Source organism: Gracilibacillus orientalis (assembly GCF_900114645.1).
In the GTDB taxonomy this organism is placed as follows: Bacteria; Bacillota; Bacilli; order Bacillales; family Amphibacillaceae; genus Gracilibacillus; species Gracilibacillus orientalis.
The window spans coordinates 1-25618 of sequence record NZ_FOTR01000002.1 but is presented as its reverse complement, the minus strand read 5'-3'; the positions used below and the strand labels follow the sequence as shown (position 1 = coordinate 25618).

The 25618-nt window shown below is 36.6% G+C and carries 22 protein-coding genes; 18 read left to right on the top strand and 4 right to left on the bottom strand.

Annotation, left to right across the window (positions count from 1 at the left end):
- The first annotated feature begins 71 nt into the window (after window positions 1-71).
- The 8 genes from BM121_RS03665 (at window position 72) to BM121_RS03630 (ending at window position 11642) form a co-directional block, all read left to right on the top strand.
- Window positions 72-1091 (top strand): Gfo/Idh/MocA family protein, encoded by a 1020-nt coding sequence (locus BM121_RS03665; protein WP_091481327.1) that lies wholly within the window; start codon window positions 72-74, stop codon window positions 1089-1091.
- A 397-nt stretch (window positions 1092-1488) separates the two neighbouring features.
- Window positions 1489-2430, top strand: coding sequence for an ABC transporter permease (locus BM121_RS03660; RefSeq protein WP_091481325.1), 942 nt, complete (start codon window positions 1489-1491; stop codon window positions 2428-2430).
- A gap of 13 nt (window positions 2431-2443) precedes the next feature.
- Window positions 2444-3316 carry a carbohydrate ABC transporter permease gene (locus BM121_RS03655; protein ID WP_091481322.1) on the top strand — a complete coding sequence of 291 codons (873 nt, stop codon included), beginning with the start codon at window positions 2444-2446 and terminating at the stop codon, window positions 3314-3316.
- A gap of 100 nt (window positions 3317-3416) precedes the next feature.
- Window positions 3417-5051 carry an ABC transporter substrate-binding protein gene (locus BM121_RS03650; RefSeq protein WP_091481319.1) on the top strand — a complete coding sequence of 545 codons (1635 nt, stop codon included), beginning with the start codon at window positions 3417-3419 and terminating at the stop codon, window positions 5049-5051.
- Between the two features lie 252 nt (window positions 5052-5303).
- The gene (locus BM121_RS03645; protein ID WP_091481317.1) at window positions 5304-6008 is read left to right on the top strand and encodes a YesL family protein; all 705 of its coding nucleotides are present in this window, start codon (window positions 5304-5306) and stop codon (window positions 6006-6008) included.
- Between the two features lie 27 nt (window positions 6009-6035).
- Window positions 6036-9449, top strand: a complete 3414-nt coding sequence (locus BM121_RS03640; RefSeq protein ID WP_175495313.1) for a glycoside hydrolase family 2 TIM barrel-domain containing protein — start codon at window positions 6036-6038, stop codon at window positions 9447-9449.
- Window positions 9450-9465: 16 nt separating this feature from the next.
- Window positions 9466-10620 (top strand): Gfo/Idh/MocA family protein, encoded by a 1155-nt coding sequence (locus BM121_RS03635; RefSeq protein WP_091481314.1) that lies wholly within the window; start codon window positions 9466-9468, stop codon window positions 10618-10620.
- A gap of 368 nt (window positions 10621-10988) precedes the next feature.
- On the top strand, window positions 10989-11642 hold the full coding sequence (locus BM121_RS03630) for an SGNH/GDSL hydrolase family protein (RefSeq protein ID WP_091481310.1): 654 nt from the start codon (window positions 10989-10991) through the stop codon (window positions 11640-11642).
- A gap of 199 nt (window positions 11643-11841) precedes the next feature.
- Here the strand turns inward: BM121_RS03630 and BM121_RS03625 are convergent, their stop codons facing one another.
- Both BM121_RS03625 and BM121_RS03620 read right to left on the bottom strand, forming a co-directional pair.
- Window positions 11842-12687, bottom strand: coding sequence for an alpha/beta hydrolase (locus BM121_RS03625; protein WP_091481307.1), 846 nt, complete (start codon window positions 12685-12687; stop codon window positions 11842-11844).
- Window positions 12688-12755: 68 nt separating this feature from the next.
- A complete protein-coding gene (locus BM121_RS03620; RefSeq protein ID WP_091481304.1) occupies window positions 12756-14150 on the bottom strand; it encodes a Na+/H+ antiporter NhaC family protein in 1395 nt (464 codons plus the stop codon).
- Between the two features lie 143 nt (window positions 14151-14293).
- On the opposite strand from BM121_RS03620, the gene BM121_RS03615 reads away from it, so the two are divergent.
- Window positions 14294-15178, top strand: a complete 885-nt coding sequence (locus tag BM121_RS03615; RefSeq protein ID WP_091481302.1) for an RluA family pseudouridine synthase — start codon at window positions 14294-14296, stop codon at window positions 15176-15178.
- Between the two features lie 159 nt (window positions 15179-15337).
- Here BM121_RS03615 and BM121_RS03610 read toward each other — a convergent pair whose 3' ends face one another.
- Window positions 15338-15589, bottom strand: a complete 252-nt coding sequence (locus BM121_RS03610; RefSeq protein ID WP_091481299.1) for a YkuS family protein — start codon at window positions 15587-15589, stop codon at window positions 15338-15340.
- A gap of 162 nt (window positions 15590-15751) precedes the next feature.
- On the opposite strand from BM121_RS03610, the gene BM121_RS03605 reads away from it, so the two are divergent.
- The 7 genes from BM121_RS03605 to BM121_RS03585 all read left to right on the top strand — a co-directional run bounded on the left by BM121_RS03605 (window position 15752) and on the right by BM121_RS03585 (window position 20673).
- Window positions 15752-15961 (top strand): hypothetical protein, encoded by a 210-nt coding sequence (locus BM121_RS03605; protein WP_091481297.1) that lies wholly within the window; start codon window positions 15752-15754, stop codon window positions 15959-15961.
- Between the two features lie 89 nt (window positions 15962-16050).
- Window positions 16051-16212 carry a hypothetical protein gene (locus tag BM121_RS21965; protein WP_175495312.1) on the top strand — a complete coding sequence of 54 codons (162 nt, stop codon included), beginning with the start codon at window positions 16051-16053 and terminating at the stop codon, window positions 16210-16212.
- A complete protein-coding gene (locus BM121_RS21960; RefSeq protein WP_175495311.1) occupies window positions 16202-16345 on the top strand; it encodes a hypothetical protein in 144 nt (47 codons plus the stop codon). Before BM121_RS21965 ends, BM121_RS21960 begins: the two co-directional genes overlap by 11 nt.
- Window positions 16346-16512: 167 nt before the next feature.
- Complete coding sequence (locus BM121_RS03600) at window positions 16513-17529, top strand: dienelactone hydrolase family protein (protein ID WP_091481295.1); 1017 nt, start codon at window positions 16513-16515, stop codon at window positions 17527-17529.
- A 293-nt stretch (window positions 17530-17822) separates the two neighbouring features.
- On the top strand, window positions 17823-18440 hold the full coding sequence (locus BM121_RS03595) for a hypothetical protein (protein ID WP_091481293.1): 618 nt from the start codon (window positions 17823-17825) through the stop codon (window positions 18438-18440).
- A gap of 445 nt (window positions 18441-18885) precedes the next feature.
- Window positions 18886-19881, top strand: a complete 996-nt coding sequence (locus BM121_RS03590) for a hydroxyacid dehydrogenase (protein ID WP_091481290.1) — start codon at window positions 18886-18888, stop codon at window positions 19879-19881.
- A 15-nt stretch (window positions 19882-19896) separates the two neighbouring features.
- Entirely contained in the window at window positions 19897-20673 is a 777-nt protein-coding gene (locus tag BM121_RS03585) for a sugar phosphate isomerase/epimerase family protein (protein WP_091481288.1), read from the top strand.
- Window positions 20674-20682: 9 nt separating this feature from the next.
- On the opposite strand, the gene BM121_RS03580 is transcribed toward BM121_RS03585, so the two are convergent.
- Window positions 20683-21666 (bottom strand): LacI family DNA-binding transcriptional regulator, encoded by a 984-nt coding sequence (locus BM121_RS03580; protein ID WP_091481285.1) that lies wholly within the window; start codon window positions 21664-21666, stop codon window positions 20683-20685.
- A 135-nt stretch (window positions 21667-21801) separates the two neighbouring features.
- Between BM121_RS03580 and lacZ the strand changes: the two genes are divergently transcribed.
- Together lacZ and BM121_RS03570 are read left to right on the top strand one after the other, a co-directional pair.
- Window positions 21802-24906 carry a beta-galactosidase, LacZ type gene (gene lacZ, locus BM121_RS03575; protein WP_091481282.1) on the top strand — a complete coding sequence of 1035 codons (3105 nt, stop codon included), beginning with the start codon at window positions 21802-21804 and terminating at the stop codon, window positions 24904-24906.
- A 61-nt stretch (window positions 24907-24967) separates the two neighbouring features.
- Window positions 24968-25150 (top strand): cold-shock protein, encoded by a 183-nt coding sequence (locus BM121_RS03570; protein WP_091481279.1) that lies wholly within the window; start codon window positions 24968-24970, stop codon window positions 25148-25150.
- The last annotated feature ends 468 nt before the right edge of the window (window positions 25151-25618 follow it).

Genomic DNA, 25618 nt, shown 5'->3' with positions numbered 1-25618 from the left:
ACTAACTTATAGTCAAATTACTAGTATCTCCAAAATGAATCCGTTATCATGAAGTGTGAAGGGGTGTGCCTATGACAACAAAACATCAAATAATAGTTGCAGGTTGTGGAGGTATGGCGAATGTTTGGTTGGACTATGTAGAACAACGAGATAACGCTGACATTGTTGGGTTAGTCGATCTCAATAAGGAAGTAGCTCAGAAGAAGGCTGATCAACGAAAGCTACAAGTACCGATATTTACCGATTTAGCAACAGCCATTAAAGATACAGAAGCAAATCTTGTCTTTGATGTCACTATTCCAGCTGCTCATAAACAAATTGTCACGACAGCACTTGAAGCTGGATGCAATGTATTCGGTGAGAAACCAATGGCGGAATCTTTACAGGATGGATTGGAGATTACACAAATCTCAGAACGAACAAGCAAAGCATATAGTGTTATGCAAAATCGTCGTTATCTAAAAGAAATAAGGTCGCTTCGTCATTTCATTGAAAACAATGAATTAGGGAAAGTTCACACATTAAATGTAGACTTTTATTTAGGACCTCATTTTGGCGGTTTCCGGGAGCAAATGGAACACCCGTTAATCGTTGACATGGCAATACATACATTCGATCAAGCGAGGTATATTTCGAATAGTAACGCTGTATCTGTTTATTGTCATGAATACAATCCGGAAGGTTCATGGTATGCCGGCAATGCTTCAGCTATTTGTATATTTGAAATGGAAGATGGCTCCGTTTTTACATTCCGTGGTTCATGGGCAGCAGAAGGATTACAAACGTCATGGAATGGTGATTGGCATATCATTGGAACAAGAGGAACGGCTAAATGGGATGGCTTTGATCACCTAACGACCGAAACAGTAAAGAACCCAGACCAAAAAGCTTTTTTCAAAGAAACTGAAAAAAGAACCATTTCAAACAAATGGACTGGAAATGAACAACATGCTGGCTGTTTAGATGAGATGTTCTTAGCTTTGGAAGAAAACCGTCATGCTGAAACGGATTGTCATGATAATATTCATAGTATGAAAATGGTTTTCGCGGCTGTAGAAAGTGCGAAAAAAAGGGAAAAAGTTTATTTGTAATTAAATTCGATGCTTTATTTTATATTTTTGGATGGATCAAGCTAACGATGTCGCTAGTTATTCTAGTTCTATCGTTAGTTTTTTTATGTGTAGATTTTTAATTCCTCAAATAATAAAATACTACCATTCTAGTATATTGACAAATACGGTTAGCCGATATATAATAAATTTAACGGATGAACAAAGTTAATTGAAAGCGTTAACGCATTATTTTGTCATATCTGCCATACTAGTAATACTAGAGTGATGTGAAGAATGGAATAATTGTAACGTGAGTTTTAAAAGAGTACTAATGTAAGCCTTTTCTTTTTGGGGAGAAATTAAGCAGCGTCTTTTCTCTTATATTTTACATATAAAGGTTTTGTCATTAGAGATAGATGCAGAAGGGGGAAATAGTATGGAAGCAGCTAAAAAGGTAAAGGAACTTAAAATTTCCAAGAATGAATTATGGACTAGTATAAGGAAGGATTGGCAACTTTATTCACTGATTTTATTACCGGTTATCTACTTAATCATTTTTAAATATGGTCCAATGTTTGGTAATATTATCGCTTTTAGAAGATTTATACCTGGTGGAAGTATTATGGGGGAAGAATGGGTAGGATTGCAGTATTTTAAAATGTTTCTGAATGATCCTACCTTTTATACTGTTTTCGCTAATACATTTATCTTAGCTTTTTTATTATTAGTAATCACCTTTCCGGCTCCAATTATTTTTGCATTATTACTGAACGAATTAAAAAATCAATTATTTAAACGATTTGTCCAGACGGCCTCCTATTTACCACACTTTTTCTCAGTGGTTGTAGTAGCAGGTATGGTATTTGAATTCTTAGCATTAAATGGACCAATTAACAGTATGATAGCAAACTTAGGATTCGAAAAAATTAGTTTTATGCAAATGCCTGAATGGTTTAGAACTGTATTTGTAAGTGTTGACTTATGGCAATCATTAGGATGGGGAGCAATACTTTATCTTGCAGCACTAACAGGTATCAACGAAGAACTATATGAGGCAGCTAGAATTGATGGAGCAAATAGATGGAAACAAACTATTCACATTACTTTACCGGGAATTTTACCAACTATTGTCGTCCTTCTTATTTTGAATATTGGTAATTTCCTTCAAATAGGTTTTGAGAAAGTCTTATTGCTTTATAACCCGTTAACATATGAAACAGGAGACGTAATTGCTACTTACGTATACCGTGTAGGTCTTGAATCTGGAAGTTTTAGTTACGGTACTGCAATTGGTTTGTTTGAATCTGTAATAGGATTAGTACTCGTATTAGGTGCGAATTATCTATCTTATAGAATTACTGATAACAGTTTGTGGTAGGGAGGTAAAAATCATGAAAGAATCATGGAAATATAAAATTTTCAAAGTGTTTAATGTGACCATTTTAATATTTATTGTTTTTGCAACATTATTTCCTTTTTTAAATATTGTTGCACAATCCTTTAGTTCGGAATCCTATATTAACGCTGGTGAAGTAACCTTATGGCCGAAAGGATTTAATATTGAAACATATAAAGTAATTATGTCTGACAATATGTTCTGGATTAACTATAAAAATACTGTGATTTATACTGTGATTGGTACTTTAATATCACTCATTTTATCAACAATGATAGCGTATCCGTTAGCTAATAAGAGGCTAAAAGGTAAGAAGTTTTTAACTTTATTCTTTGTGTTTACGATGTTTTTTAACGGTGGTTTAATTCCAAACTATGTGCTTGTAACATCTTTAGGATTTGGAAATAGTATTTGGGCTATTGTTATTCCAAATGCAATTAGTATTTTTAATATGTTGATTATGAGAACTTTCTTCCAAAACATTCCGGATGAATTAGAGGAAGCGGCAATTATGGATGGATCTAGTACATTTGGAATTCTCTTTAAAATTGTACTACCACTATCTAAGCCAATTCTTGCAACAATGATGTTATTTTACGCTGTTACACATTGGAATTCATGGTTCCCTGCATTCATTTTCTTTTCGGAAAAAGAGTTGTTTCCAGTGTCTATTTATCTGAGAAATATGATTAAGGGTGCAGAAGCAACAGTTGGAACTGGTGCAACAAGTGCAGATAATTTAGTTCAAATCTCAGCTAATATTAAATCTGTAACGATGGTTTTAACAGTTTTACCAATACTATTGGTTTATCCTTATATTCAAAAATACTTTGTGTCTGGTGTTATGTTAGGTTCAGTCAAAGGTTAAACTTCTTTAGTTTTTAGGAGGTGGTAAGCGGAATAAGTGTTATCGGCTGAAAGATGCAACATTACCAATTAATGGTTAAAAATGAAAAGGGGGAAGTGAAATGACAAAACAGTGGAAAAAGATGCTGCTAGCATTGATGCTAGTGTTGATTATCGGAGTATTAGCCGCATGTAATGATTCTGAATCTTCAAGTGATGATGAAGGAGATGATCCATCCAGTGAATCTGGTTCAGGTGTAGCAATGGAAGATTACGGTGTTGGTGACACATTTAAAGCTACAGAGCCAGTAACATTCACGACAATTTTTAATGATCATCCAAACTATCCATTAGATGAGAATTGGTTATTCTTTGATAAATTAAAGGAGAAAACGAATGTATCCTTAGACATTACTTCTGTACCGAATAGTGATTACACTGAAAAAAGAAGTCTGTTAATTAGTAGTGGAGATGCACCTTATATTATTCCTAAAACTTACCCCGGAGAAGAAACACAATTCGTGTCGTCAGGAGCGATTTTGCCGATTAGTGATTATGTAGACATGATGCCACACTATCAACAAAAAGTAGAAGATTGGGAAATCGAACCATTCTTGGAAGGTTTGCGTCAACGTGATGGTAAGTATTATGTGTTGCCAGGTATTCATGAAAATGTATGGCCAGACTATAGTTTAGCTGTTAGAACGGATATTTTAGAAGAACTTGGAATAGAAGAACCAACTACTTGGGAAGAAGTCGAAGTAATGTTAGAGAAAATGAAAGGTGCATATCCAGATTTATATCCTTTCTCTGACCGTTTCAAGTTTGACAGTACGCTTAACGTTGCTGCAACTGGTTTTGATACAAGAGCTGGTTGGGGATTAGGTAACATGTTGAAATATGAAGAAGAATCAGATGAGTTTATTTTTTCACCTGCGACTGAAGAATATCGTTCTTTAGTAGAATATTTCAATGGTTTATTTGAGAAAGGTTTATTAGATCCAGAAAGTGTTACACAAGAAGATGATCAGGCGATTGAGAAATTTACAAGTGGTGAATCTTTTGTTATTAACACAAATGGTCAAACTTTAACACAATATCGTACAACGATGAACGAAACATTAGGTGAAGACAACTATGAAATCAAGAAAATTGTTGTTCCTGGTGGTCCTGCTGGCCAATTAATGGATGGTTCTAAATTAGAAAACGGTATCATGTTTTCTGCAAATGCAAAAGATGATCCAAACTTCGAAGCAATGCTTCAATTTATAGACTGGTTACTATATAGTGACGAAGGTCTGGAATTTGCGAAGTGGGGTGTAGAAGGTGAAACATTTACAAAAGAAAACGGCGAACGTCAGTTAGTCGAGGATATAAAGTTCCGTGGAATGAACCCTGATGCGGAAGACCACCTTCAAATTGATTATGGTTTTTCAGGAGGAAACTTCTCTTATGGTGGGCCAACTGAGTTACTTCATTCAATGTTTAGTGAGGAAGAAGTTGAGTTCCAAAATGCTATGCAAGAAACAAAAGAACTTATACTTCCAGATCCGCCAATTCGATATGATGAAACGCAATTAGAGCAAGCATCATTACTAAGTACGCCATTAAAAGATACTGTGAACCAAAATACATTGAAATTTATAGTGGGTGACAGAAGTATGGACGAATGGGATACTTTTGTTCAAGAATTAGAAGGTAAAAACGTACAAGGATATGTCGATCTTGCTAATGAAGTATATCAGAACAACAAATAGTTGAAGCAAGAATAAGACAAATAACACGGGGAATTCATATCTCCGTGTTATCTCTTTTCCTTATGTAGGTTGTCAAGAATGAGTAAAGGACCAGAATACTGTATTTAACAGATAAAGTTAAAAATCTACTTGTTTCATTTACTTCATCAGAAAATTGAATAAAGTTATATAAGATTTTTATATCTAAATCATCGCATCAAAAGAATTTATAGTAAAATAAATGATAAATAGATAGAAAGAAAGGATTTTTTGATGGATTACAATCAAGGTGGGTTTTATCGTTTTTCTAATTATGTATATTGGTTAATAATATTTAATCTTTTGTTTGTTATGAGCAATATTCTTTTATTTTCAGCATTTATTTTGTTAATTCCTAGTATTTCAAATGCTATCTTTTATTATATTGCATTTATCCCTTCTGGTCCCGCTTGTGCAGCTTTGTTTCACAGTTTAAGTGTATTGGCAAGAAAAAATGAAGTAGCTCCATTCAAAGAATTTGTCCAGGCATATAAGACGAATTTCTGGGATGTATTAAAAGTCTGGATTCCTATAATAACAGCTTTATTTATCTTGATTATCGATATTCAATATTTTAATCAAAATCCAACTGTCTGGTATCAAATTTTAAGTGGTATTTTTCTAGTGCTTCTTTTTGTTATGGTCATTTTTGCATTTTATGCTTTAGTTATTACAACGCATTATAAATTCCGAATAAGAGATATTTATCGATTATCTTTATTTTATTTTTTTACATGGATTAAAAGAACAACAGGAAATATCGGGATTCTTTTCCTAACAGTCGTGCTAATGTTTTTTACCTCTGATTTTATTATTTTGTTTATTAGCAGTTTAGTTGCCTGGTTACTCATATTAAATACAAAACCGATGATTCAAGACGTGAAAGTTAGTTTTGTGAAAGACAAAAATGTTCATGATGACAACAGCATACATAATTAATAAAAAGAAAGTGACGGTGGAATCAAGATGATCAATCAAACGCAATTATTTAATGATAATTGGTTATTTGCCAAAAGCGATTTAGACACAAAAACAAGTGAACAACTTGATTTTCAACCAGTGGAAATTCCACATGATTGGCTAATTTATAATACGAAAAAATTGTACGAAAATAGTATCGGTTGGTATAAACAAACGTTAAATTATCAGCCCGTACTAGAACATGCTGATGTATTGTTATGTTTCGAGGGTGTATACATGGACTCTCAGTTATATGTGAATAACCAATTCGTAGGAGAGTGGAAATACGGCTATTCTAAGTTTGAACACAATATTACGAAGTTTCTAGTTGCAGGTAAGAATGACATATTACTAAAAGTAACTTATCAAAGTCCGAACAGTAGATGGTATACAGGAGCAGGTATATATCGAAATGTTTGGGTGAAGAAGCGTAGTCGTAATTATATCGAAACGGATGGCATTTATGTATCTACCTTTAAAAATAATGATCATTGGAGAGTGGAGTGTGGCACTAATCTACAATCCTCTGAATCACTAGTATTAACACATTCACTTGAAAAAGAGGGAGAGGAGATATCCACTGTTTCCAGTCTAATCGAACAAGGACAAACTTCCAGTGAATTGTCATTACAGATAGCCAATCCAAATCTATGGAATATCGATTCCCCTCAGTTGTATAAATTAACTACTACGTTAGAGAAAAAAGATAGATCTGAAATAGTAGAGTCACAAACTCAGCATATTGGTTTTAAAGAAGTAACACTTGATCCGAAAGAAGGTTTTTTCCTTAATGGTGACCATATGAAATTATATGGTGTCAATGAACACCATGATTTAGGAGCATTAGGAGCAGCTTTTAATGTTAATGCTTTAAAAAGAAGAATGCAGATTTTAAAAGATATGGGAGTCAATGCAATTCGTACAGCACATAATATGCCGGCAAAAGAGTTGATGGAACTGGCTGATGAAATGGGAATTCTGGTTGTTACGGAAGCATTTGATATCTGGGAAAGATCGAAAACCTCATATGATTATGCAAGATTTTTTAAGAATTGGTATCACAAAGATATCGAATCATGGGTGAAACGGGATCGAAATCATGTTAGTCTCTTGATGTGGAGTATCGGAAATGAAATCTATGATACTCATGCTGATGAACGTGGACAACAAGTAACACAGGACTTAATGGAAGCGGTTTATCAATTTGACCCTAAACAAAATGCAGTAGTTACAATTGGTTCCAATTACATGCCTTGGGAAAATGCACAAAAGTGTGCTGATATGATCAAGGTGGTTGGGTATAACTACGGAGAAAAATATTATGAGAAACATCATGAAGAGCACCCTGATTGGGTGATTTACGGTAGTGAAACGATGGCCATTGTTCAAAGTAGAGGCGTGTATCACTTTCCATTCGATAAGCCAATTTTAGCAGATGATGATCAGCATTGTTCTTCACTTGGAAATAGTGCTACAAGCTGGGGGGCGAAATCGATAGAAGCGGCATTACTTAAAGAACGTGATACTTCATGTTCATTAGGGCAATTTATTTGGACTGGTTTTGATTATATTGGGGAACCGACTCCATATCATACCAAGAATGCTTATTTTGGCCAAATTGATACAGCAACTTTCAAGAAGGATTCTTATTTTATTTATCAATCGGCATGGACGGATTATAAGAAAGCACCAATGGTTCATATCTTTCCATATTGGGATTTTAATGAAGGCCAAATGATTGACGTTAGAGTAGCAACTAATGCACCAAAAGTTGAATTAATCTTAAATGGTGATTCATTAGGAATCCAGGAATTAGATCATCAGCATGGAGAAACCATATCCGGGTGGTGGAAAGTATTGTATCGAAAAGGAACCTTAGAAGCCTATGCTTATGATGAGCATAACCATATGATTGCACATGATCAAAAATATTCATTTGAAGATCCTGCGGAGATAGAATTGGAGACTGATCAGAGAACCATAAAAGCAGATGGAACAGATCTTACTTTTATCGAAATTGGTATGAATGACAGAAATGGCAATCCTGTCGAAAACGCCAACAATCGTGTGCATGTTGATGTCCAGGGTGCAGGTCGATTGTTAGGATTGGATAATGGAGACAGTACGGATTACGACCAATACAAAGGGGTAAGTAGACGATTATTTAACGGTAAGTTGATGGCGATCATTGGTTCTACATTAGAAGCTGGTTCGGTCACGATTACAGTTACTTCACCTGAATTACCGAAAGCTTCCATACAACTATTCTCGCAAGAAACATCAATGTCAAACAAAAAAGGGAAGTCATTGGATCATAACCAGCCAATGAAAGTGTTAACGGGAAAACAAGAAGAAATTCCAGTACGGAAAATCGAAATTAGTTCAGACAGCGGACAAATCTTAAACGAAGAAAAGCAACAAATTAAAGTTCGTGCCATGCTTTACCCAACTAATACAGATTATACTGAAGTGGAATGGAGCGTGGTAAATGACGTTGGGATTGTGTCTAACATTGCTACTATTAAAGCGGATGGAAAGGAAGCAACAGTTACTGCTTTTGGAGACGGTGATTTCAGAGTTCGTTGTACAAGTAAAAATGGAAAAGACACCATCAACTTAATTTCCGAATTAGAATGTAAAGCAGAAGGATTAGGCACTGCATATAAAGACCCTTTCTCCTTTGTTTCTGCGGGTTTGTATGATGATAGCAAAGGGGAAGTGACAAACGGTAACGAGCGAGGGATAGCGACCAGCCGAGATGGTGAAACACAAGTAGGATTCCGTAATATTGATTTCGGTAAAGAAGGATCAGATGTTATTACCGTTCCTATTTTTGCACTTTCAAGTGAAGTATACGACCTCCAGATTTGGGAAGGAATGCCAGATGATCCGAACAGTAAACGATTAGCGGATACCATTTATCAGAAAGAATCAAGATGGAATGTTTACCAACCGGAAACATTTAAGCTTTCCCAAAAACTAAAAGGCGTTACATCGATCTCTTTCGTTACAAATAAAAAGATGCATATAAAAGGATTCTCTTTTAAAAAACGTAACCGTGCCTTTTCAAAAAATTATGTGGTAGATGCTGATCAAATTTATGGTGACACATTCAATAAGTTACCAGACCGAGTCGAAGAAATTGGAAATAATGTTTCTTTTGAGTTCGATAATTTTGACTTTGGAGACCAAGGTGCTACTCAGTTAGAAATTAACGGTCATTCACCGATTGATAAAAATTCGATTCATGTTCGTTTCTTTGATGGAGATGAGGAGAGAGCTGAAATTCTGGAGTTCAATCATACCGATGGTTATAAAGAAAAAAGCTTTGAACTAGAACAGATCAAAGGTGTGCAAAAAGTAGCGCTCATTTTTTTACCAGGTTCTCATTTTAACTTTAGCTGGTTTCAATTTAAATAAGAAAGGAAGGATTATGATGCAAAAAGTAGCGATAATAGGTGCAGGAGCAATATGCCCTTCCCACGTCAAAGGTTATTTACAATTTTCAAGTAAGTGTAAGATCGTTGCATTATGTGATATTTATCCGGAAAAAGCAGAAAAAATGAAAGAGGATTTCAATCTTGATGCAAATGTGTATAACCATTATCAGGATTTAATAGCTCAGGAAGAAGTTGATCTCATATCCATTTGTACACCGCCATATACCCATGCAGATATCGCCATTGAAGGTTTGGATGCAGGGAAACATGTACTAGTAGAGAAACCAATGGCGTCTGCTTTGGAAGAGTGTGATGCGATGGTAGATGCCGCAAAACGGAATAACAAAATTCTCTCTGTTGTGGCCCAAAATCGTTTTACTACCCCAATGATGAAGTTGAAGCATGTACTGGAGACAGAATTAATGGGACCGATCCTGCACACGCAAGTCGATTCCTTTTGGTGGAGGGGACACAGTTATTATGACTTATGGTGGCGAGGTACCTGGGAAAAAGAAGGTGGTGGATGTACTTTAAACCATGCGGTTCACCACATTGATATTTTCCAATGGATGCGTGGGATGCCATCAGAGATTACTGCGGTAACAAGTAATATGGCCCATGATAATGCCGAAGTGGAAGATATATCGGTTGCAATTGGTCGTTATCAGGACGGTAGTTTAGCACAGATCACAAGTTCAGTCGTTCACCACGGGGAAGAGCAACAATTAATTTTCCAAGGTAAGAAAGCCCGTGTCTCCGTGCCATGGAAGGTAAAAGCATCCGTATCAAAAGAAAACGGTTTTCCAAATGATGATCCTGACCTAGCACAGCAATTGACAGAAACTTTTGACAGCCAGCCTGAGCTTGAACATGAAGGACATCCCGGACAAATCGAAAATGTACTCGATGCAATTATTGAAAACAAACCAGTCTTAGTAGATGGAGTACAGGGACGTCAAACATTAGAACTGATTACAGCAATCTATGAATCTGCCAATTACCAGCGGACAGTGACATTACCATTAACGAAAAAGAGTCCTTTTTACACAAGAGAAGGAATCTTGGCAAATGCGAAGCATTTCTATGAAAAAGGTACATCCGTAGAGAATTTCTCAAATACTGAAATTACAACCGGTGGAAAATACGAATAAATTAATCATTTGAGGATTTTTCGGATAAGCCTCCCTTTATTAATCAGAGCAAGTAAGAAATGGAATTTACTAAAGTAAAAGATGTCCCTCGGAGAATTTTTCTGAGGGCTTTTTATATGAGTAATCGTCGATAAGCCCACTACTCCAACCTTACGCAATATCATTTGAATCAACGACTTTATTGGCTTGACTGCTTTAATATGCTAATATATGAATATGCTATTTTAGAAAGCGCTTTTACGAGGGGTGTTAGAGTTATTCGATAATCCTTGCTCGTTAGCATGTAGCAAGCCCAATTTTCTACAACAAGTCGTGATAAGTATGATATCTTTACCAATTCAAGGATATTTTATTAGGAGGACCAAAAAATGAAGCTAGAAAAAAACCAAAAATTATTGTTCATAGGAGATTCCGTAACGGATTGTGATCGAGCGAAACCAGAGGGAGAAGGCTTATTTCAAGCATTAGGAACCGGATATGTAGCAATCATCGATGCATTCTTACAATCGACATATCCTGAGCTAGGAATACGTGTGGTCAACAAAGGTATATCAGGAAATAATGTAACAGACTTAAAAGCACGTTGGCAAGAAGATGTCTTTGACCAAAAGCCGGACTGGTTAGTCATCATGATTGGCATTAATGATGTCTGGCGCCAATTCGATTCCCCTTTTATTCCGGATCGTCATGTTTATATCGATGAATATGAGAAGACTTTCCGAGAATTAGTCGAGCAAACTCAATCAAAAGCAAAGCAATTAGTGCTAATGACACCATATTATATCGAACCTAATCCGAACGATGCCATGCGTCATAAGATGGATCAATACGGAAAAGTCGTCAAGCAAATTGCTGATGAACATCATACCTTATTTATTGATACGCAAGAAGCATTTAACACAGTTACAAAGGATCTCTATCCAGCAGCAATTGCGTGGGATCGTGTTCATCCCAATCATACCGGACATACGTTGTTAGCGAAAACATTCTTAAACGAAATTGGATTTGACTGGAGAAAATAAGAAAAACCGACCATATATGGACTGCTCCGATAGCTGATTAAAAAGCAGACAAAAGCTAGCTACGAACTAATGAAAATTCAGATTTTGCTTTCCGAGGAAGCTGAAGCCGTGCCCACGGAAAGCGTAGTATTCTGCCGAAGTGGTATTCCGGCGCTCATCAAAATTCAGAAAGGGAGAAAGCAATTCCACTTCAACTTCTTTACAAACGATGATCGATCCATTTAACAATATCTGATATCGTTGATTCATGATAATCGGGATTTAAAAGGTGATGAAAACCGTCATTATAGGATAACTTTTTTTTATCCATCACATCTAACTTGTCCAGAAAATCCTGAATGATAATAGGTTGTACAATGGGATCTTTTTTGTCATAGACACAGAGTACTGGAAAGCGAAATAAAGCAGCATCCGTAATAGCATTTATTCCGTTTTGTAGCAATTCTACCAGCCATTTAGGTGTAATCTCAGCAGTCATATGAGGATCATAACTCAACGTTTTTTTCTGCGGTAAGTATGGTGCTAAATGGCGCATTCGTCTGATGATTGGCTGCCATTTCATAGGATTAATCGATAATGTGGGTAAGAACCTTGAAGAAAGTTCTAATACTTTTTTACCGATCATAGGGATTTTTAAACGTAATGCCAGTGCAGGTGCTGATAAAATTACTCCTTTAGTTTCATATGCGTAAATTTGGCTGTAGCGGATCACGATTAAACCGCCTAAGCTGTGGCCAAATAAAAAGATGGGGAAGTGTTCAAATCTGGCAGATACCAACGCCACTAAATGATGTAGATCATCTACATAATCCTGGAATGAATTAACGTGCCCTCGCGCTCCTTCTGATTGGCCAAATCCTCGTAAATCAGGTGCAACTACAGCAATATCTTGTTGTATACATTGTTCACTAATAGGTTGATATTTACCGGAATGCTCACCGGCACCATGAACAATAATAATTACCGCTTTCGGTTTGGAAGGAATCCATGTTTGATAAAAAAGGTTGATACCATCTTGTGATTTGATAAAATTGCTCGAATTCATGATATACCTCCACTTTAGATTATCACGGCGCTATTTGTCTGTAAGCCTCCACTGATGAAAGTCTCACTTTATAAAACATATGTCATCACACCATATAAAACAGCGGAAATACCTAGTGCGATTAAGGCGGGAACTAATTTATACCGTGCGTATTGCACTGCATTAATATTCAACAATCCAGCAATCGTATTATTATTATCACTTAACGGTGAAGCAATAGAGCCAAAGGATCCGCTGGCAAATACCGCTCCAATGACTAAGGGTAAAGATGCATCTGCAACTTGTGCTAGAGAAATACCAAGTGGCATCAAGATTCCCCATGTTCCCCAGGAGGATCCAATAAAATAGGACACAAATGAACCAATTAAAAACATAACAGGAGGAATCAACATAGTTGGTACCCAATCTACGTTATTCGTAACAAACGTTGAAAAACCAAGGTCTTCTGTAACAGAGGATAGTGCCCAGACTACGGCTAATAACAGAATAACGGACATTAGATTATTTCCAGCTTCAATGAATTCGTGAATAGTGGTTTTTAATGAATTTTTTTGGATGATTTGCATGAAAATCGTTATGATTAAAGTAATAAATAACGCCATCACCATCGCCTGTAAGACATCGGCTTCGATAAAAGCTTGGAAAAACCCATGTCCTTGTTGATTTCCGTCCCACCAGGTAAGGAACAAAGTCAATATAATGACTAACGAGACAGGGATGATTAGATTCCACGGTTTTGCAGATATTTCATCGGATACAGCAGTGTTGTCTTCCTCTTTTATTTGTTCAGGATCCCGTTCATCTTGATCAACTTCTTTCGAATGGCGAAATATAACGAATAACGTACCAATAATAATCATTGATATCGCAAAAAAGTTAAATGGAATGCTACGGATAAACAATGAATAAGGATCTGCTTCAATTCCTTGATTTTGTAATCCCATTTCTATAACGGAAACCATATAACCAACAAAAGCAGTAGCAATGGGAATTAAGACAATGACAGGTTGAGTACTTGTCTCAATCATAAAGGCAAGCTCCTTACGAGTCATGTTAATTTTTTGTAATAATGCCTTCATAATTGGTGCTACTGTTACAATTCGAAAGCTAGGTGCACTGAATGTACCAAGTGTCGATGTCCAAGTTAATAATAGTGCTTCCCTTTTTGAGTTAATTTTTTTGGAAGTTAATTCGACAAAACCCTTAATACCTCCAGAAGCTTTCATAATTCCAACTAAACCTGAAAACATATATAAGAAAATGATGATTTTTAAGTTGTTGATATCCGTTAAGCTACCAACTATATATTGTGTGGCTTGTTCAATACCTCCAATTAAGGATGGTTCGACAATATAAGCTCCAACGACTAATCCAAGGGTCAATCCTGGAAATACTTGCTTCGTTGCCATTGCAGTTACAATGACAACAACAAAAGGGATAATCGCAAGCCAACTACCTTCCATATAGATATCTCCTTTATCGAAACATTATTGCCATTAGCTTGCTTTAAAGAAGAAAAAGTATACTTCAAGATTTTTAGCCATAATATATCATATCAATGACAAAAAGGGTATAATGAAATATAGAACGGAGGTAATAATAAATAATGAATCTTAGTCAGAACCCCAACATGGAGAAATATGAGGTGGATGAACCAGCAGAACTCCTTACTTTCTTACTCGCTATCATGCCACAACGAAGTCGTAATTCCGTTAAGTCAATCCTTACACGTGGTCAGGTTTTTGTAAATAATGAGGAAGTGACCAAACATGATTTTAAGCTCGAATCCGGATATACGGTCACGATTCAAAAAAACAAAGCAGCAAAAGCAGCCACTTTTGAAAAAATGAATATTCTTTATGAAGATGATTCGATCATTGTTATTGAAAAGGATACAGGCTTGTTATCGGTGTCTAACGAAAAGGAAAACTCACATACTGCTTATAAACAATTGATGAGCTATGTTCGTAAAATCAATCCAAAGAATCGTGTTTATGTTGTACATCGACTTGATCGAGATACATCTGGAGTAATGTTGTTTGCTAAAAGTGAAAAAGTAAAGCAAACCTTACAACATGGATGGAAGGATATGGTGAAAGAGCGTTCCTATGTAGCTCTAGTTGAAGGCGTTTTAACCAAAAACGAAGACACGATCACTTCTTGGCTTAAAGAAAACAAAACGTTTAAAATGTTTTCAAGTGAGAAACCGAATGATGGAAAAGAGGCAATAACGCATTATAAGGTAATTAAATCCAACAACAATCTGTCGCTGCTTTCTGTTTACTTAGAAACCGGTAGAAAAAATCAGATTCGAGTTCATATGGCTGACATAGGTCATCCAGTCGTTGGTGATAAAAAATATGGATCGAAAATAAATCCAATTGGCAGACTTGGCTTGCACGCTATCGTATTAGCGTTTAAACATCCAGTTACAGGAGAGTTATTGCGTTTTAAATCAAATATTCCAAAAGTGTTTTTGAAGAAGAGGTAGTTTGAATTATTCTATAGAATCCATAAAAGAAACCAGCAGTTTAGTGTAAGAGAACTGCTGGTTTTTTGATGTCTCGATAAATATGCTTGATCGAAATTGATTTCTGTTGTCAAATTCAGTTTTTAATATTTGGTAATTTTTGAATTTTTATGTTCAGAATTACTGCTGTTGTTGCAATTTTTGTTGTACTTCCTGACTAATATCATTTGCGCTATGTCCTTGTGCGCTAATAACAGAACCTTGAATAGCTGTGTTTTGCATTCCCATCACATTCTGATCTTGACCGGAAATGATACAGCAATCACAGCCATTGGCATCTTCTTCTTGTCTTAAGGTAATGACTTCATGTCCATCTGCTTGTAATTGTTGTTGAACATCTGTTAAGGACTCTTCTACTCCAATGCGAGCCATTGTTTGACCTCCTTGAATTATCATCATCTGCTTTATTCTTACTTCCAATACAGTCATATTTTTAACTGCAATTCCTGTTCTATTCCTCAAAATGCAAATCTTTTTTTATACCTGTTGTATGAAAACAGTAGGAAAGTAAAAGATAAAAGCGAGGTGATCATCATGAAAAGAGAACGAAAAAAAAGTTTTCAAATGCCCATCCCAGCGAATCAAGATGGTGAATTGGGGATCAGAAAAGACATAGATCCGGCACATCTTGAAGATACAGTTGAGCGCTATGCAGGGGACTCGGTTGACGCGCACAAAGAATTAGAAGAAGCAAACGAGTATTTTGCTAATAAAGAAATGGAACAAGTGAGGAATAATTCATAATAAAAGACTGTGCTTAGCAGAGGTATGGGGCAATTGCAAAGCAAAATTTCACCTTAATTAAATAAACTAGAAGTGTGAGGGGGATAAAAATGAAAGAGAAGGAAAGAACACCAAAAAGAGTCGAGATTGAACAAGAGGAAATACGTGAAATTAATCATGAAACACACCATCCTGACAGGGATGAAACGAAGCTTCAACAACCAGGGAATGATTATCTAAATATGGATACAGGTACTCAAGATGAAAGATAAAAGACAAACCAAAAATACAAACGACAAGATAAAAAACAAGAAAGACCATGAATTCTCAGAAGAACTTTCTGATGGCGGAGAAAGAGATACATTTATAAAAAGACAAACTGGAAGAACTTGTGGTGGATTATAAGCGTGACTATTCTTTAGTGGTTAACTTTTCAATTTTGGAAGGTTAGCCATTTTTAAAATAATTTATAATTTCTTTGACATCTTTTATTTTTTAAAAGAACAAAAATCGTATATAATAGAATTACGTTTTAAAACGTTTTCATAATTTAGCTAAGAGGAGTTGGACTAATGAATCAGTTAGATCAATTGTTTAATCAATTTTATGACAATGCATTAGAAGAAACTTTTAAAGCGGTAGGCCCAGTCGAACGAAAACTAACTTTAAAAAGTAGTTTATTAGAGTTATTAGGTGACTTCTCTTATTTAGATGAAACAAGAGTGGAGATGGAACCAAAGGTAATCGAAACTAAAGAATTTGATGACTATACAAGAGAATTGATTTCTTTACCAGTTACAGATTTAATCTACATACCCATCTATGTCCTGACACCTAAAAATGAACTTCAAACATATCCTTCTGTATTAGCACTTCACGGTCATGGCTATGGTGTCAAAGAAGCAGTTGGACTGACCAAAAGTGGAGAAGAAGAGCAAGGAGAGCCAGGCATTCACAACCAATTTGCCGTAGAGCTGGTCAAACGTGGTTTAAAAGTGTTTGCGCCAGAAGTGATCGGATTTGGGGAGCGTCGTCTGACACGCGATAAGGAAGCAGGAAACCTTAATTCTTGTGAAGCGATGGCAACGAGCCTTTTAATGGAAGGGAAAACATTAGCAGGATTACGAATTTGGGAAGCGCGACGTTTATTAGATTATATGGAAGCATGTACAGATGTAAATAAGGCACGGATTGGTATGATGGGCTTTTCCGGAGGAGCAGTAATTACTACCTATACTGCAGCATTAGATCTTCGCGTAAGTGCAACGGTGCTAACAGGGTTTACGAATACTTTTAAGGGAAGCATTATGGCGATGCATCACTGTATTGATAATTATATACCGGGTATATTAAATTACGCAGAATTACCGGAATGGATATCATTAATCTCACCGAGAAGCTTGTTTATTGAGTCAGGTGAAAAAGATCCTATATTTCCGAATCAATATGTCAAAGAAGCAATTGCACAATTAGAAAGGTACTATCATAACCGTCCGGAAAAATTTGCTTATGATATTTTCCCGGGAGTTCACGAAATAAGTGGAAGAAAATCATATGATTGGTTGAAAGATCAGTTGCTAATCTCTTAACTTTATGATGGAGTTGAAAGTAGGTATATTAATGGAAACTTTGTGTAAATTCGATGTTTGCAATTTCAGTTTCTCATGAATGTGATATACTCGTGAATAAAGAGGATGTTCAAAAAGGCACCAAATGATAAGCGGCGAATCACTTTGTTGGCTTGTTTTTCCGTTGCTCACGTATCTAAAAGCATACGTTCCGCTACTCAAAACTTCGTCGTCTCGATCTTCTTGCTTCTAATTTGGCACCTTTTTGAACACGCACTTAAAGACAGATTTGTAGCAGGGGGAGTAAGTACACGATGAAAAAATTATGGGAAACTTTGAAAACGATGTCTTTTAAAGAGGCAGTAGATTATATTTGGGAATATTATAAATTACACATTATTGGGACTGTGTTAGGAGTAGCATTTCTGATATCTATTTTATCGACAGTTTTTAAGGATAAAGAGGAAAGCTATGAAGTCATGGTTGTCAGTGAAATACCGTATGAAATTACCGAACAATTCTCCAATCAAATGAATGAGAAATATTTTGATGATTTCAAAGTTACAGTAAATAATATTACGTCTGGTGGCGGTTCTATTTCAGACATGTCATATGCAGATATACAAAAGTTTTGGGCAAATATTGGTGCTAACATGGTTGATATCATTGTAACTAATGAAGCAATAGCCGAACAAATGGTGGAACAGGAAGGCATATTACAAGTAGAAGAGGTTGTCGACATGTCATTGATAGAAGAAAATGGAGTAGAAATATATGATTTTGGAACGGAAAATTCATATGGGATGGATAGCAATCAGTTGGATGTTTTTGATGATGTCGAACTTTTCCAGGACAAGGTTTTAATTGTACCAGTTAATTCAGAAAATCATGAGAGAACCACCCAATTTTTAGAAACATTAATAGAATCCTAACTAAGAATCGACAAGAAAAACTTGTCGATTTCTCATTTGAAAGCAAGAAAATTAATAATATGCACAAAAAAACATAAAAAGTGAAGTAACTCTTTTGTGATTTACTTTCTTTCATTCTGTATTTTGATGAGTGCTAGGAAACGCTCCGGCAAGATACTGCGCTTTCACCCGAGGGCACAAGTGCGACATCTGTTCAACCAAGCTTTCACAGTGTCTTCTATGCCACTGGGCACGGCCTTAGCTTCCTCAGAAAACATAGAACGTTTTCTTGCGGGATCTTCGGCTCGCGCTGTTCCCGTAGGAGTCTAAGTATCTTGCCTACGCTAAGTACAGTGTTCTGATTATCGAAAGAAGAAAACTTATGGAATGATTTCTATGGATGGGTTTTGATCGTTTCTAGTTAAATAGATAAATAAAAATTTATTAGATAGAAAGGTGTTAACCAATGAAAAAAGCGATTTATGTAATGGAGCAAAGTACATTTAATTTAGTATATCCGCAGTTTGTCAGAGAAGAGATCGGGGAATCAGTAGATATAGTAGCTGAACCTATGAGCAAAGAACAATTATGGGACGATCTATCGATCCTTGAAGATGTCGAAATTTTACTAACTGGCTGGGGTTGCCCAACGTTGGATGAGAGATTGCTAGAGCATGCACCAAATCTGAAAGCTGTGTTGTATGCAGCAGGCTCGATTAAATCAATCGCAACAGATGCAGCTTGGGAGAGAGGCATCCTTTTTACTACAGCGGTTACAGCAAATGGACGACCAGTGGCGGAATTCACCTTATCACAAATCTTATTTTGTTTAAAAAATGGCTGGTCATTTGTTCGCGATATCCAGGCTTCACAACAATATCCATCCAAACCATTTGAAGTAAAAGGCGCTTACCGAAGTGTTGTCGGTTTACTCTCTTTAAGTACCATCGGAAGACATACGTTAGAATTGTTAAAGCCTTTTGATATAGACATTCTAGCATACGATCCATTTGTTTCAGAGGAAGAAGCAAATCAATTAGGTGTTACAATCTGTTCATTGGAAGATATATTCCGATCTGCAGACGTTATTTCACTACACACGCCATTGTTGAAGGAAACAATTGGCATGATTACGGCTGATCATTTTTCTTTAATGAAAAAAGGTGCCAGTTTTATCAATACCGCCAGAGGAGCGATTGTGCGGGAAAAAGAAATGATAGCAGTTTTACGAGACAGAACGGATATCACAGCTGTATTGGATGTAACAGATCCTGAACCACCAGAGCAAGGATCAGAGTTATATCAAATGGCTAATGTTGTTTTAACACCACACTTAGCAGGAAGCGAAGGAGAAGAGTGTGGAAGAATGGGTGCTTATATGTTAGAAGAATTAAAGCGATATATCAATGAAAAGCCACTTCAATGGTCTGTATCCAAAGAACAATTTCAAACAATGGCCTAAGAAAGGGGAATATACATGAAACTAGGATTATGCTCGGTAACATTTCGTGATAAAAATCCGGAACAAATTGTAGATTTAGCGATGGAAGTTTCGTTAGACGGCATTGAATGGGGAGGAGATGTCCATGTTCCCCCAGGTGATTATGACCATGCTGAAGAAGTTGGGGAAGTAACCAGATCGCGTGGGTTAGAGGTAAGTTCCTACGGGTCTTACTATCGATTAGCAGATCATATCGGAAATGAATATGATTTCACAACAATCCTTGAAACGGCAAAGAAATTACAAGCACCAGCAATTCGTGTCTGGGCAGGGATGAAAGGAAGTAAAGAAGCGGATGAGTGCTATCTAAAAAAGGTTGTCGAGGATGCGCAACGGATAGCAGATTTAGCGTCAGATGAAGGAATTAGTGTCCATTTAGAATATCATGATAATACGATGACGGATACGAAAGAAAGTGCCAGACAGCTGATGGAAAGGATCAATCACGATAATCTTTTCTTATATTGGCAGCCTTCTAACGGTGTGTCGGTAGAGGAACGGTTAGCGAGTATCGATTTAGTGAATGAATGGATTACCAATGTTCATATTTTTCATTGGCATTCGTTTGCCGATCGCTTGGAGCTAATAAGTGGTGAAGGGGAATGGCAACAGTACTTAGAAGCTATCCAGAAAGATGGTCGTGACCGATATGTATTAATGGAATTTGTCAAAGATGATGACGAAAGACAATTTCTAAAAGATGCGCAAACATTGCATATTTTAAAAGATAATGTAACAAATAAAACAACCTGATAATGAATATCAGGTTGTTTCTCGTTTTATTAAAGTGGTATCAATGTAGACTTTCTTGCAAATTTGTCGATCATCTCGTAAACGTTCCATCATTAAATCTACTGCTGTTTTCCCCATTAGTTCTTTTTCAATACGAATGGTGGTTAAGGCAGGGAAGACATATTTCGAAACACTGATATCATTAATACCGATTAAACTAATCTGTTCAGGTATTTCAATTTTTGCCTCATTTACTGCTTTTAGAGCGCCAATAGCCAGTGGATCATTGGCAGTGATAAAACCTATCTGATCTGCTCCTGTTCTGTCCAGAAACTGATCCATTAAATCATATCCACTGTCAACGTTAAAATGATCTAATAAAATAAGACGTTCATCTAATAAACCCTTCTCTTTCACATATTCTCGGAAATAGTATTCACGAATATCATTAGTGGGCTCCGTTGATCCTTGCAGCCTTTCTTTTCCACCAATAAATCCAATCTTCGAGATATTACGAGCTAATAAATGATCTACTGCTTGCCTGATGACGGTTTTAAAATCTGTTAGCACTGCATCACAATCGTCATGTTCAATGTCGGAATCGACCAAAACTACATGCTGTGTTAGCTGTTTGAATTGGGCTATTTGTTTTTTACTAAAACGTCCGACAGCCAGAATTCCATCTATATCTTTCGGTATATCATTCAGTTCATGAACCGTATATTTTAATAAGTGCAAATGATGTTGATTTGCTTGTTCTTCAATGCCATGTCTTATGCCCATATAGTATAAATCGGTAAGTTCCTCTGTTTCCGTTACCCAGTGTACAAAAGCTATTCTTCTCGTTAATTTTTTCCGGGGAGTCTTTTTTTGATAAGACAGGGATTCGGCGATTTCAAAGATTCTTTTTTTCGTTTCATCACCTACTGATAACTTCGGATCGTAATTTAATACTCGGGAGACAGTAGCAATGGAAACATCTGCTTTTTCTGCAATTTCTTTAATGGTTGCCATAACATTCACTACCTTTTAAGTAAAATAAGTAAAATTTAACTTGACTAGTTTTACTTATTATTTTATTATACTACGTAAGAAAACACAATATTTTTGCTAGAATGTATCCGATTTCAAAACAGAGGAGGCGTTATTATGTTAAATAAATTTAAATTAAACTACATACCACCGCAAAATGGGTACCCGGAGTGGAACAACAATCCGGAGATATTTCAAGTAAACAGAATGCCGCAGCATGCCTTAGCGATTGCCTATCAAAATCGTGAGCAAGCTTTGTCACAACAGGAAGAGAAGTCAACCTATTACAAAAAACTTAATGGTAAATGGCATTTTCGCTTTTCGGAAAATCCAGATCAAAAAGTGAAGAATTTTTACGAAACAGAGTATGATGTGTCAACTTGGGATAAGATTCAGGTGCCGGCTCATTGGCAGTTAGAAGGATATGATTATCCTCAATATACCAATACAAGGTACCCATGGATTGAACACGAGAACATTGAAGCACCATTTGCTCCAACCAATTATAATCCGGTTGGACAATACGCGACAACCTTTATGTTACCTGATAATTGGGACGAAAAACCTGTTGTGCTACACTTTGCTGGGGTCGAGGCAGCTTTTTATGTTTGGTTAAATGGAGAACTTGTTGGCTATAGTGAAGACACGTTTACGCCTGCTGAATTCAATTTGACTCCCTATTTGCAAAGTGGAGAAAATAAATTAGCGGTGGAAGTATATCGCTGGGCAGATGCAAGTTGGTTAGAGGACCAAGATTTTTGGCGTATGAGCGGGATTTTTCGTGATGTTTACTTATATGCTTTTCCAGACATTCACCTTTATGATCATCGTGTTCGAACTACTTTTGATGAAGCGTATGAAAATGCAGAATTGGAAGTACAAGCACAATTAATCAACTATGCTGAAAAATCATTCTCTGCCAGCAGATTGGAAGTAGAATTATTAACGGATAATAACGAAGTCGTTACAAAACAGTCGGTTGATCTTGATATTACTAATAAAGAAAAAGCGGAAGTAACAACGAAAACAACAATACCAAATCCTAGAAAATGGAGTGCTGAGGAACCGTATTTATACACGCTTGTTTTTACATTAACAGGTGACAATGATGAGGTGCTTGAGGTTTTTGCAACCAAAGTAGGTTTCCGTCAATTCGAACTAATCGACAATATTATGCATATTAATGGAAAACGGATTATCTTTAAAGGGGTCAATCGTCACGAATTCACAGCAGACAGAGGACGTTCTGTAACAGAACAAGATATGATTGATGATATTGTCCTTATGAAGCAATACAATATTAATGCGGTTCGAACGTCGCATTATCCCAACCATCCGAAGTGGTATGATTTATGTGATCAATATGGTTTGTATGTAATTGATGAAACAAACCTTGAAACACATGGTACGTGGAGTTATGGTCAGGAAACATTGGAGGATGCATTGCCAGGAAGTAAACCAGAATGGACTGCCAATGTCTTAGACCGTTGTAAATCGATGTATGAACGTGATAAAAATCATGCCTCTATCATTATTTGGTCACTTGGAAATGAATCCTTTGGTGGCGATAATTTCTTGAAAATGCATGACTATTTCAAGAAGGCAGATCCGACTCGTCTTGTCCATTATGAAGGGGTCTTTCATTACCGTCCATCAGATGATGCGTCTGATATGGAATCGACCATGTACCGCAGTCCACAGCAACTAGAATTTTATGCGAATCAGCCAGGCGATAAAAAGCCGTACATTTTGTGTGAATACAGTCATTCTATGGGGAACTCAACAGGTAATCTGCACAAATATACAGAGCTATTTGATAATTATCCTTCTTTACAAGGTGGATTTATCTGGGATTGGAAGGATCAAGCACTAAGACATAAAACAAAGGATGGTACGGAATTTCTCGCGTATGGCGGTGATTTTGGTGAATCTCCTCACGATGGTAACTTTGCCGGAGATGGTCTAATCTTTGCCGATGGCACCGTTTCTCCCAAGTTGATAGAAACAAAAGCATGCTACCGTAATATAGACTTTGAAACAGTCGATATGAAGACAGGTGAATTTAAAGTTATTAATAAAAACCTTTTTCAAAGTTTACAAGATTTTAAACTAGTATGGACGGTCGAAGAGAATGGAGAAGTATTAGAGTCTGGTGTTCATCCACTAGATGCTGATGCTGGCAGTGAGCAAATTGTACAATTATCCTATCAAAGCGGGCAATTTCAATCAACCAAAGAACAAATTGTTACATTACAAGTAATTTATGATCAGACACCATTTTGGGCAGAAGCAGATCATGAAGTAGCGTTCGAACAATTTATTGTCCCAGCAGCTTCGAATACAGAAACATTCCCAGGCGAAGTAAATCTGGAAGAAGATGCTAATGTCTATCGAATGACTGGTGAGCAATTCTCTGTTACGTTTGAAAAGGAATCAGGATTATTATCCTCCTATCAAGTAAATAATATCGAGTTTATCAAAGAGCCACTTGTTCCTAATTACTGGCGAGCAATGACAGATAATGATCGTGGTGCGAACGTTGATCATAAGAGCCAAGCGTGGCGCAAAGCAAGTCTTGAAAGACAATTAATACATTTCAAGGTCAATAAGGTTGAAAAGAAAGTAGCGGTTGAAGCGAGCTATCAGTTGCCTACTTCCACTATTTCGATGGTGAAATTAACTTACTCTATTGATCCAACCGGTACAATTGAAGTAGAACAACAATTATTGCCAGGTGGTGAAGCTTTGGCTGATATACCGGAAGTCGGAATGCGTTTTGAACTTACAGACACTTTTGAAAATATCTCATGGTATGGGAAGGGCCCTCATGAAACATATTGGGATCGACAAAAAAGTGGCAAGGTAGCTATTCATAACGGAAAAGTAAAAGATCAGCTCGAGCCTTATTTAAAGCCACAGGAAAGTGGAAATAAATGTGGTGTCCGCTGGTTAGAGCTTTTCGATGAACAAGGAAATGGTTTGAAGATAACAGGCGATCCAACGGTAGAAGTAAACGCACTTAGCCATACACCATTTGAATTAGAAGAAGCTAGTCATCACTATAAGTTACCAGAGTCAGACAAAGTTTCTGTCCGAGTGAATGGATGGCAAATGGGTGTAGGGGGCGATGATAGCTGGGGACAACAGGTTCATCCAGAATATCGTCTGCATGCCAACCGTTCTTACAGTTATCGTTTCACATTGAAAGGTTTTTTCGGATAACTTTGTATTTACGGACAAATAGGCGTATAATAGAGGTATAACCCATGAAAGGGAGTGCCGTATGGCTTATTTTAATAACCAGAAAGAACCAGTACAAAGTGTCGAGACTAATGTATGGTCTTGTGTAAGTGATGATTGTCAAGGCTGGATGCGTGAGAATTATTCATTTGATAAAGAACCAGCATGTCCAATATGCAAATCAGAAATGAAGCAAGAGGTAAGAGTAATTCCAGAAATGAAATAAAAAAAAGCAACTGCTACTTCAGAAGCAGTTGCTTTTTTTTATATGTAAGAAAGTATAAACGGAGATGTCTAGCTCCAAGCGCCAAAAACTAGGCGACTTCACCAATCGTCCTTATGTCTTTAGGTGAAAGTCATCATCGGTTCGTAAACTCACCGTGATTCCTTTATCTCAGTTGATTCTGAAGTCGCTCTTGTTTTAATCGGGCGCTCCTGAGCTTTTCTTATAATTAAAGAAAGTATAAAATTCTTGGTATAACAGCGTTTTGTCTTATAGAAGCGACATAAATAAAGAGTGTTTTGAAATGTATAGAGTGCTGGGAACAGCTCCGGAAAAATGCTTCGCTTTCCGCGGGCATGGCTTCAGCTAATTTTGTTAAATAAAATGAATCTTCAGCTCATGCATTCTCGCGCCGTGAGTCTTCGCATTTTTCCTACGCTTTAAGATAGGCTCTACACCTATGGTGACAGC

Excerpts from the sequence above, each read along its gene's own strand:
- BM121_RS21960 (WP_175495311.1), top strand. The coding sequence starts at position 16,202 with ATGAAAGATAAAAGACAAACCAAAAATACAAACGACAAGATAAAAAAC.
- BM121_RS03660 (WP_091481325.1), top strand. The coding sequence starts at position 1,489 with ATGGAAGCAGCTAAAAAGGTAAAGGAACTTAAAATTTCCAAGAATGAA.
- BM121_RS03625 (WP_091481307.1), bottom strand. The coding sequence starts at position 12,687 with ATGAATTCGAGCAATTTTATCAAATCACAAGATGGTATCAACCTTTTT.
- BM121_RS03610 (WP_091481299.1), bottom strand. The coding sequence starts at position 15,589 with ATGGCTCGCATTGGAGTAGAAGAGTCCTTAACAGATGTTCAACAACAA.
- lacZ (WP_091481282.1), top strand. The coding sequence starts at position 21,802 with ATGTTAAATAAATTTAAATTAAACTACATACCACCGCAAAATGGGTAC.
- BM121_RS03570 (WP_091481279.1), top strand. The coding sequence starts at position 24,968 with ATGGCTTATTTTAATAACCAGAAAGAACCAGTACAAAGTGTCGAGACT.
- BM121_RS03665 (WP_091481327.1), top strand. The coding sequence starts at position 72 with ATGACAACAAAACATCAAATAATAGTTGCAGGTTGTGGAGGTATGGCG.
- BM121_RS03600 (WP_091481295.1), top strand. The coding sequence starts at position 16,513 with ATGAATCAGTTAGATCAATTGTTTAATCAATTTTATGACAATGCATTA.
- BM121_RS03635 (WP_091481314.1), top strand. The coding sequence starts at position 9,466 with ATGCAAAAAGTAGCGATAATAGGTGCAGGAGCAATATGCCCTTCCCAC.
- BM121_RS03580 (WP_091481285.1), bottom strand. The coding sequence starts at position 21,666 with ATGGCAACCATTAAAGAAATTGCAGAAAAAGCAGATGTTTCCATTGCT.
- BM121_RS03615 (WP_091481302.1), top strand. The coding sequence starts at position 14,294 with ATGAATCTTAGTCAGAACCCCAACATGGAGAAATATGAGGTGGATGAA.
- BM121_RS21965 (WP_175495312.1), top strand. The coding sequence starts at position 16,051 with ATGAAAGAGAAGGAAAGAACACCAAAAAGAGTCGAGATTGAACAAGAG.
- BM121_RS03650 (WP_091481319.1), top strand. The coding sequence starts at position 3,417 with ATGACAAAACAGTGGAAAAAGATGCTGCTAGCATTGATGCTAGTGTTG.
- BM121_RS03605 (WP_091481297.1), top strand. The coding sequence starts at position 15,752 with ATGAAAAGAGAACGAAAAAAAAGTTTTCAAATGCCCATCCCAGCGAAT.
- BM121_RS03640 (WP_175495313.1), top strand. The coding sequence starts at position 6,036 with ATGATCAATCAAACGCAATTATTTAATGATAATTGGTTATTTGCCAAA.
- BM121_RS03595 (WP_091481293.1), top strand. The coding sequence starts at position 17,823 with ATGAAAAAATTATGGGAAACTTTGAAAACGATGTCTTTTAAAGAGGCA.
- BM121_RS03590 (WP_091481290.1), top strand. The coding sequence starts at position 18,886 with ATGAAAAAAGCGATTTATGTAATGGAGCAAAGTACATTTAATTTAGTA.
- BM121_RS03620 (WP_091481304.1), bottom strand. The coding sequence starts at position 14,150 with ATGGAAGGTAGTTGGCTTGCGATTATCCCTTTTGTTGTTGTCATTGTA.
- BM121_RS03655 (WP_091481322.1), top strand. The coding sequence starts at position 2,444 with ATGAAAGAATCATGGAAATATAAAATTTTCAAAGTGTTTAATGTGACC.
- BM121_RS03585 (WP_091481288.1), top strand. The coding sequence starts at position 19,897 with ATGAAACTAGGATTATGCTCGGTAACATTTCGTGATAAAAATCCGGAA.
- BM121_RS03630 (WP_091481310.1), top strand. The coding sequence starts at position 10,989 with ATGAAGCTAGAAAAAAACCAAAAATTATTGTTCATAGGAGATTCCGTA.
- BM121_RS03645 (WP_091481317.1), top strand. The coding sequence starts at position 5,304 with ATGGATTACAATCAAGGTGGGTTTTATCGTTTTTCTAATTATGTATAT.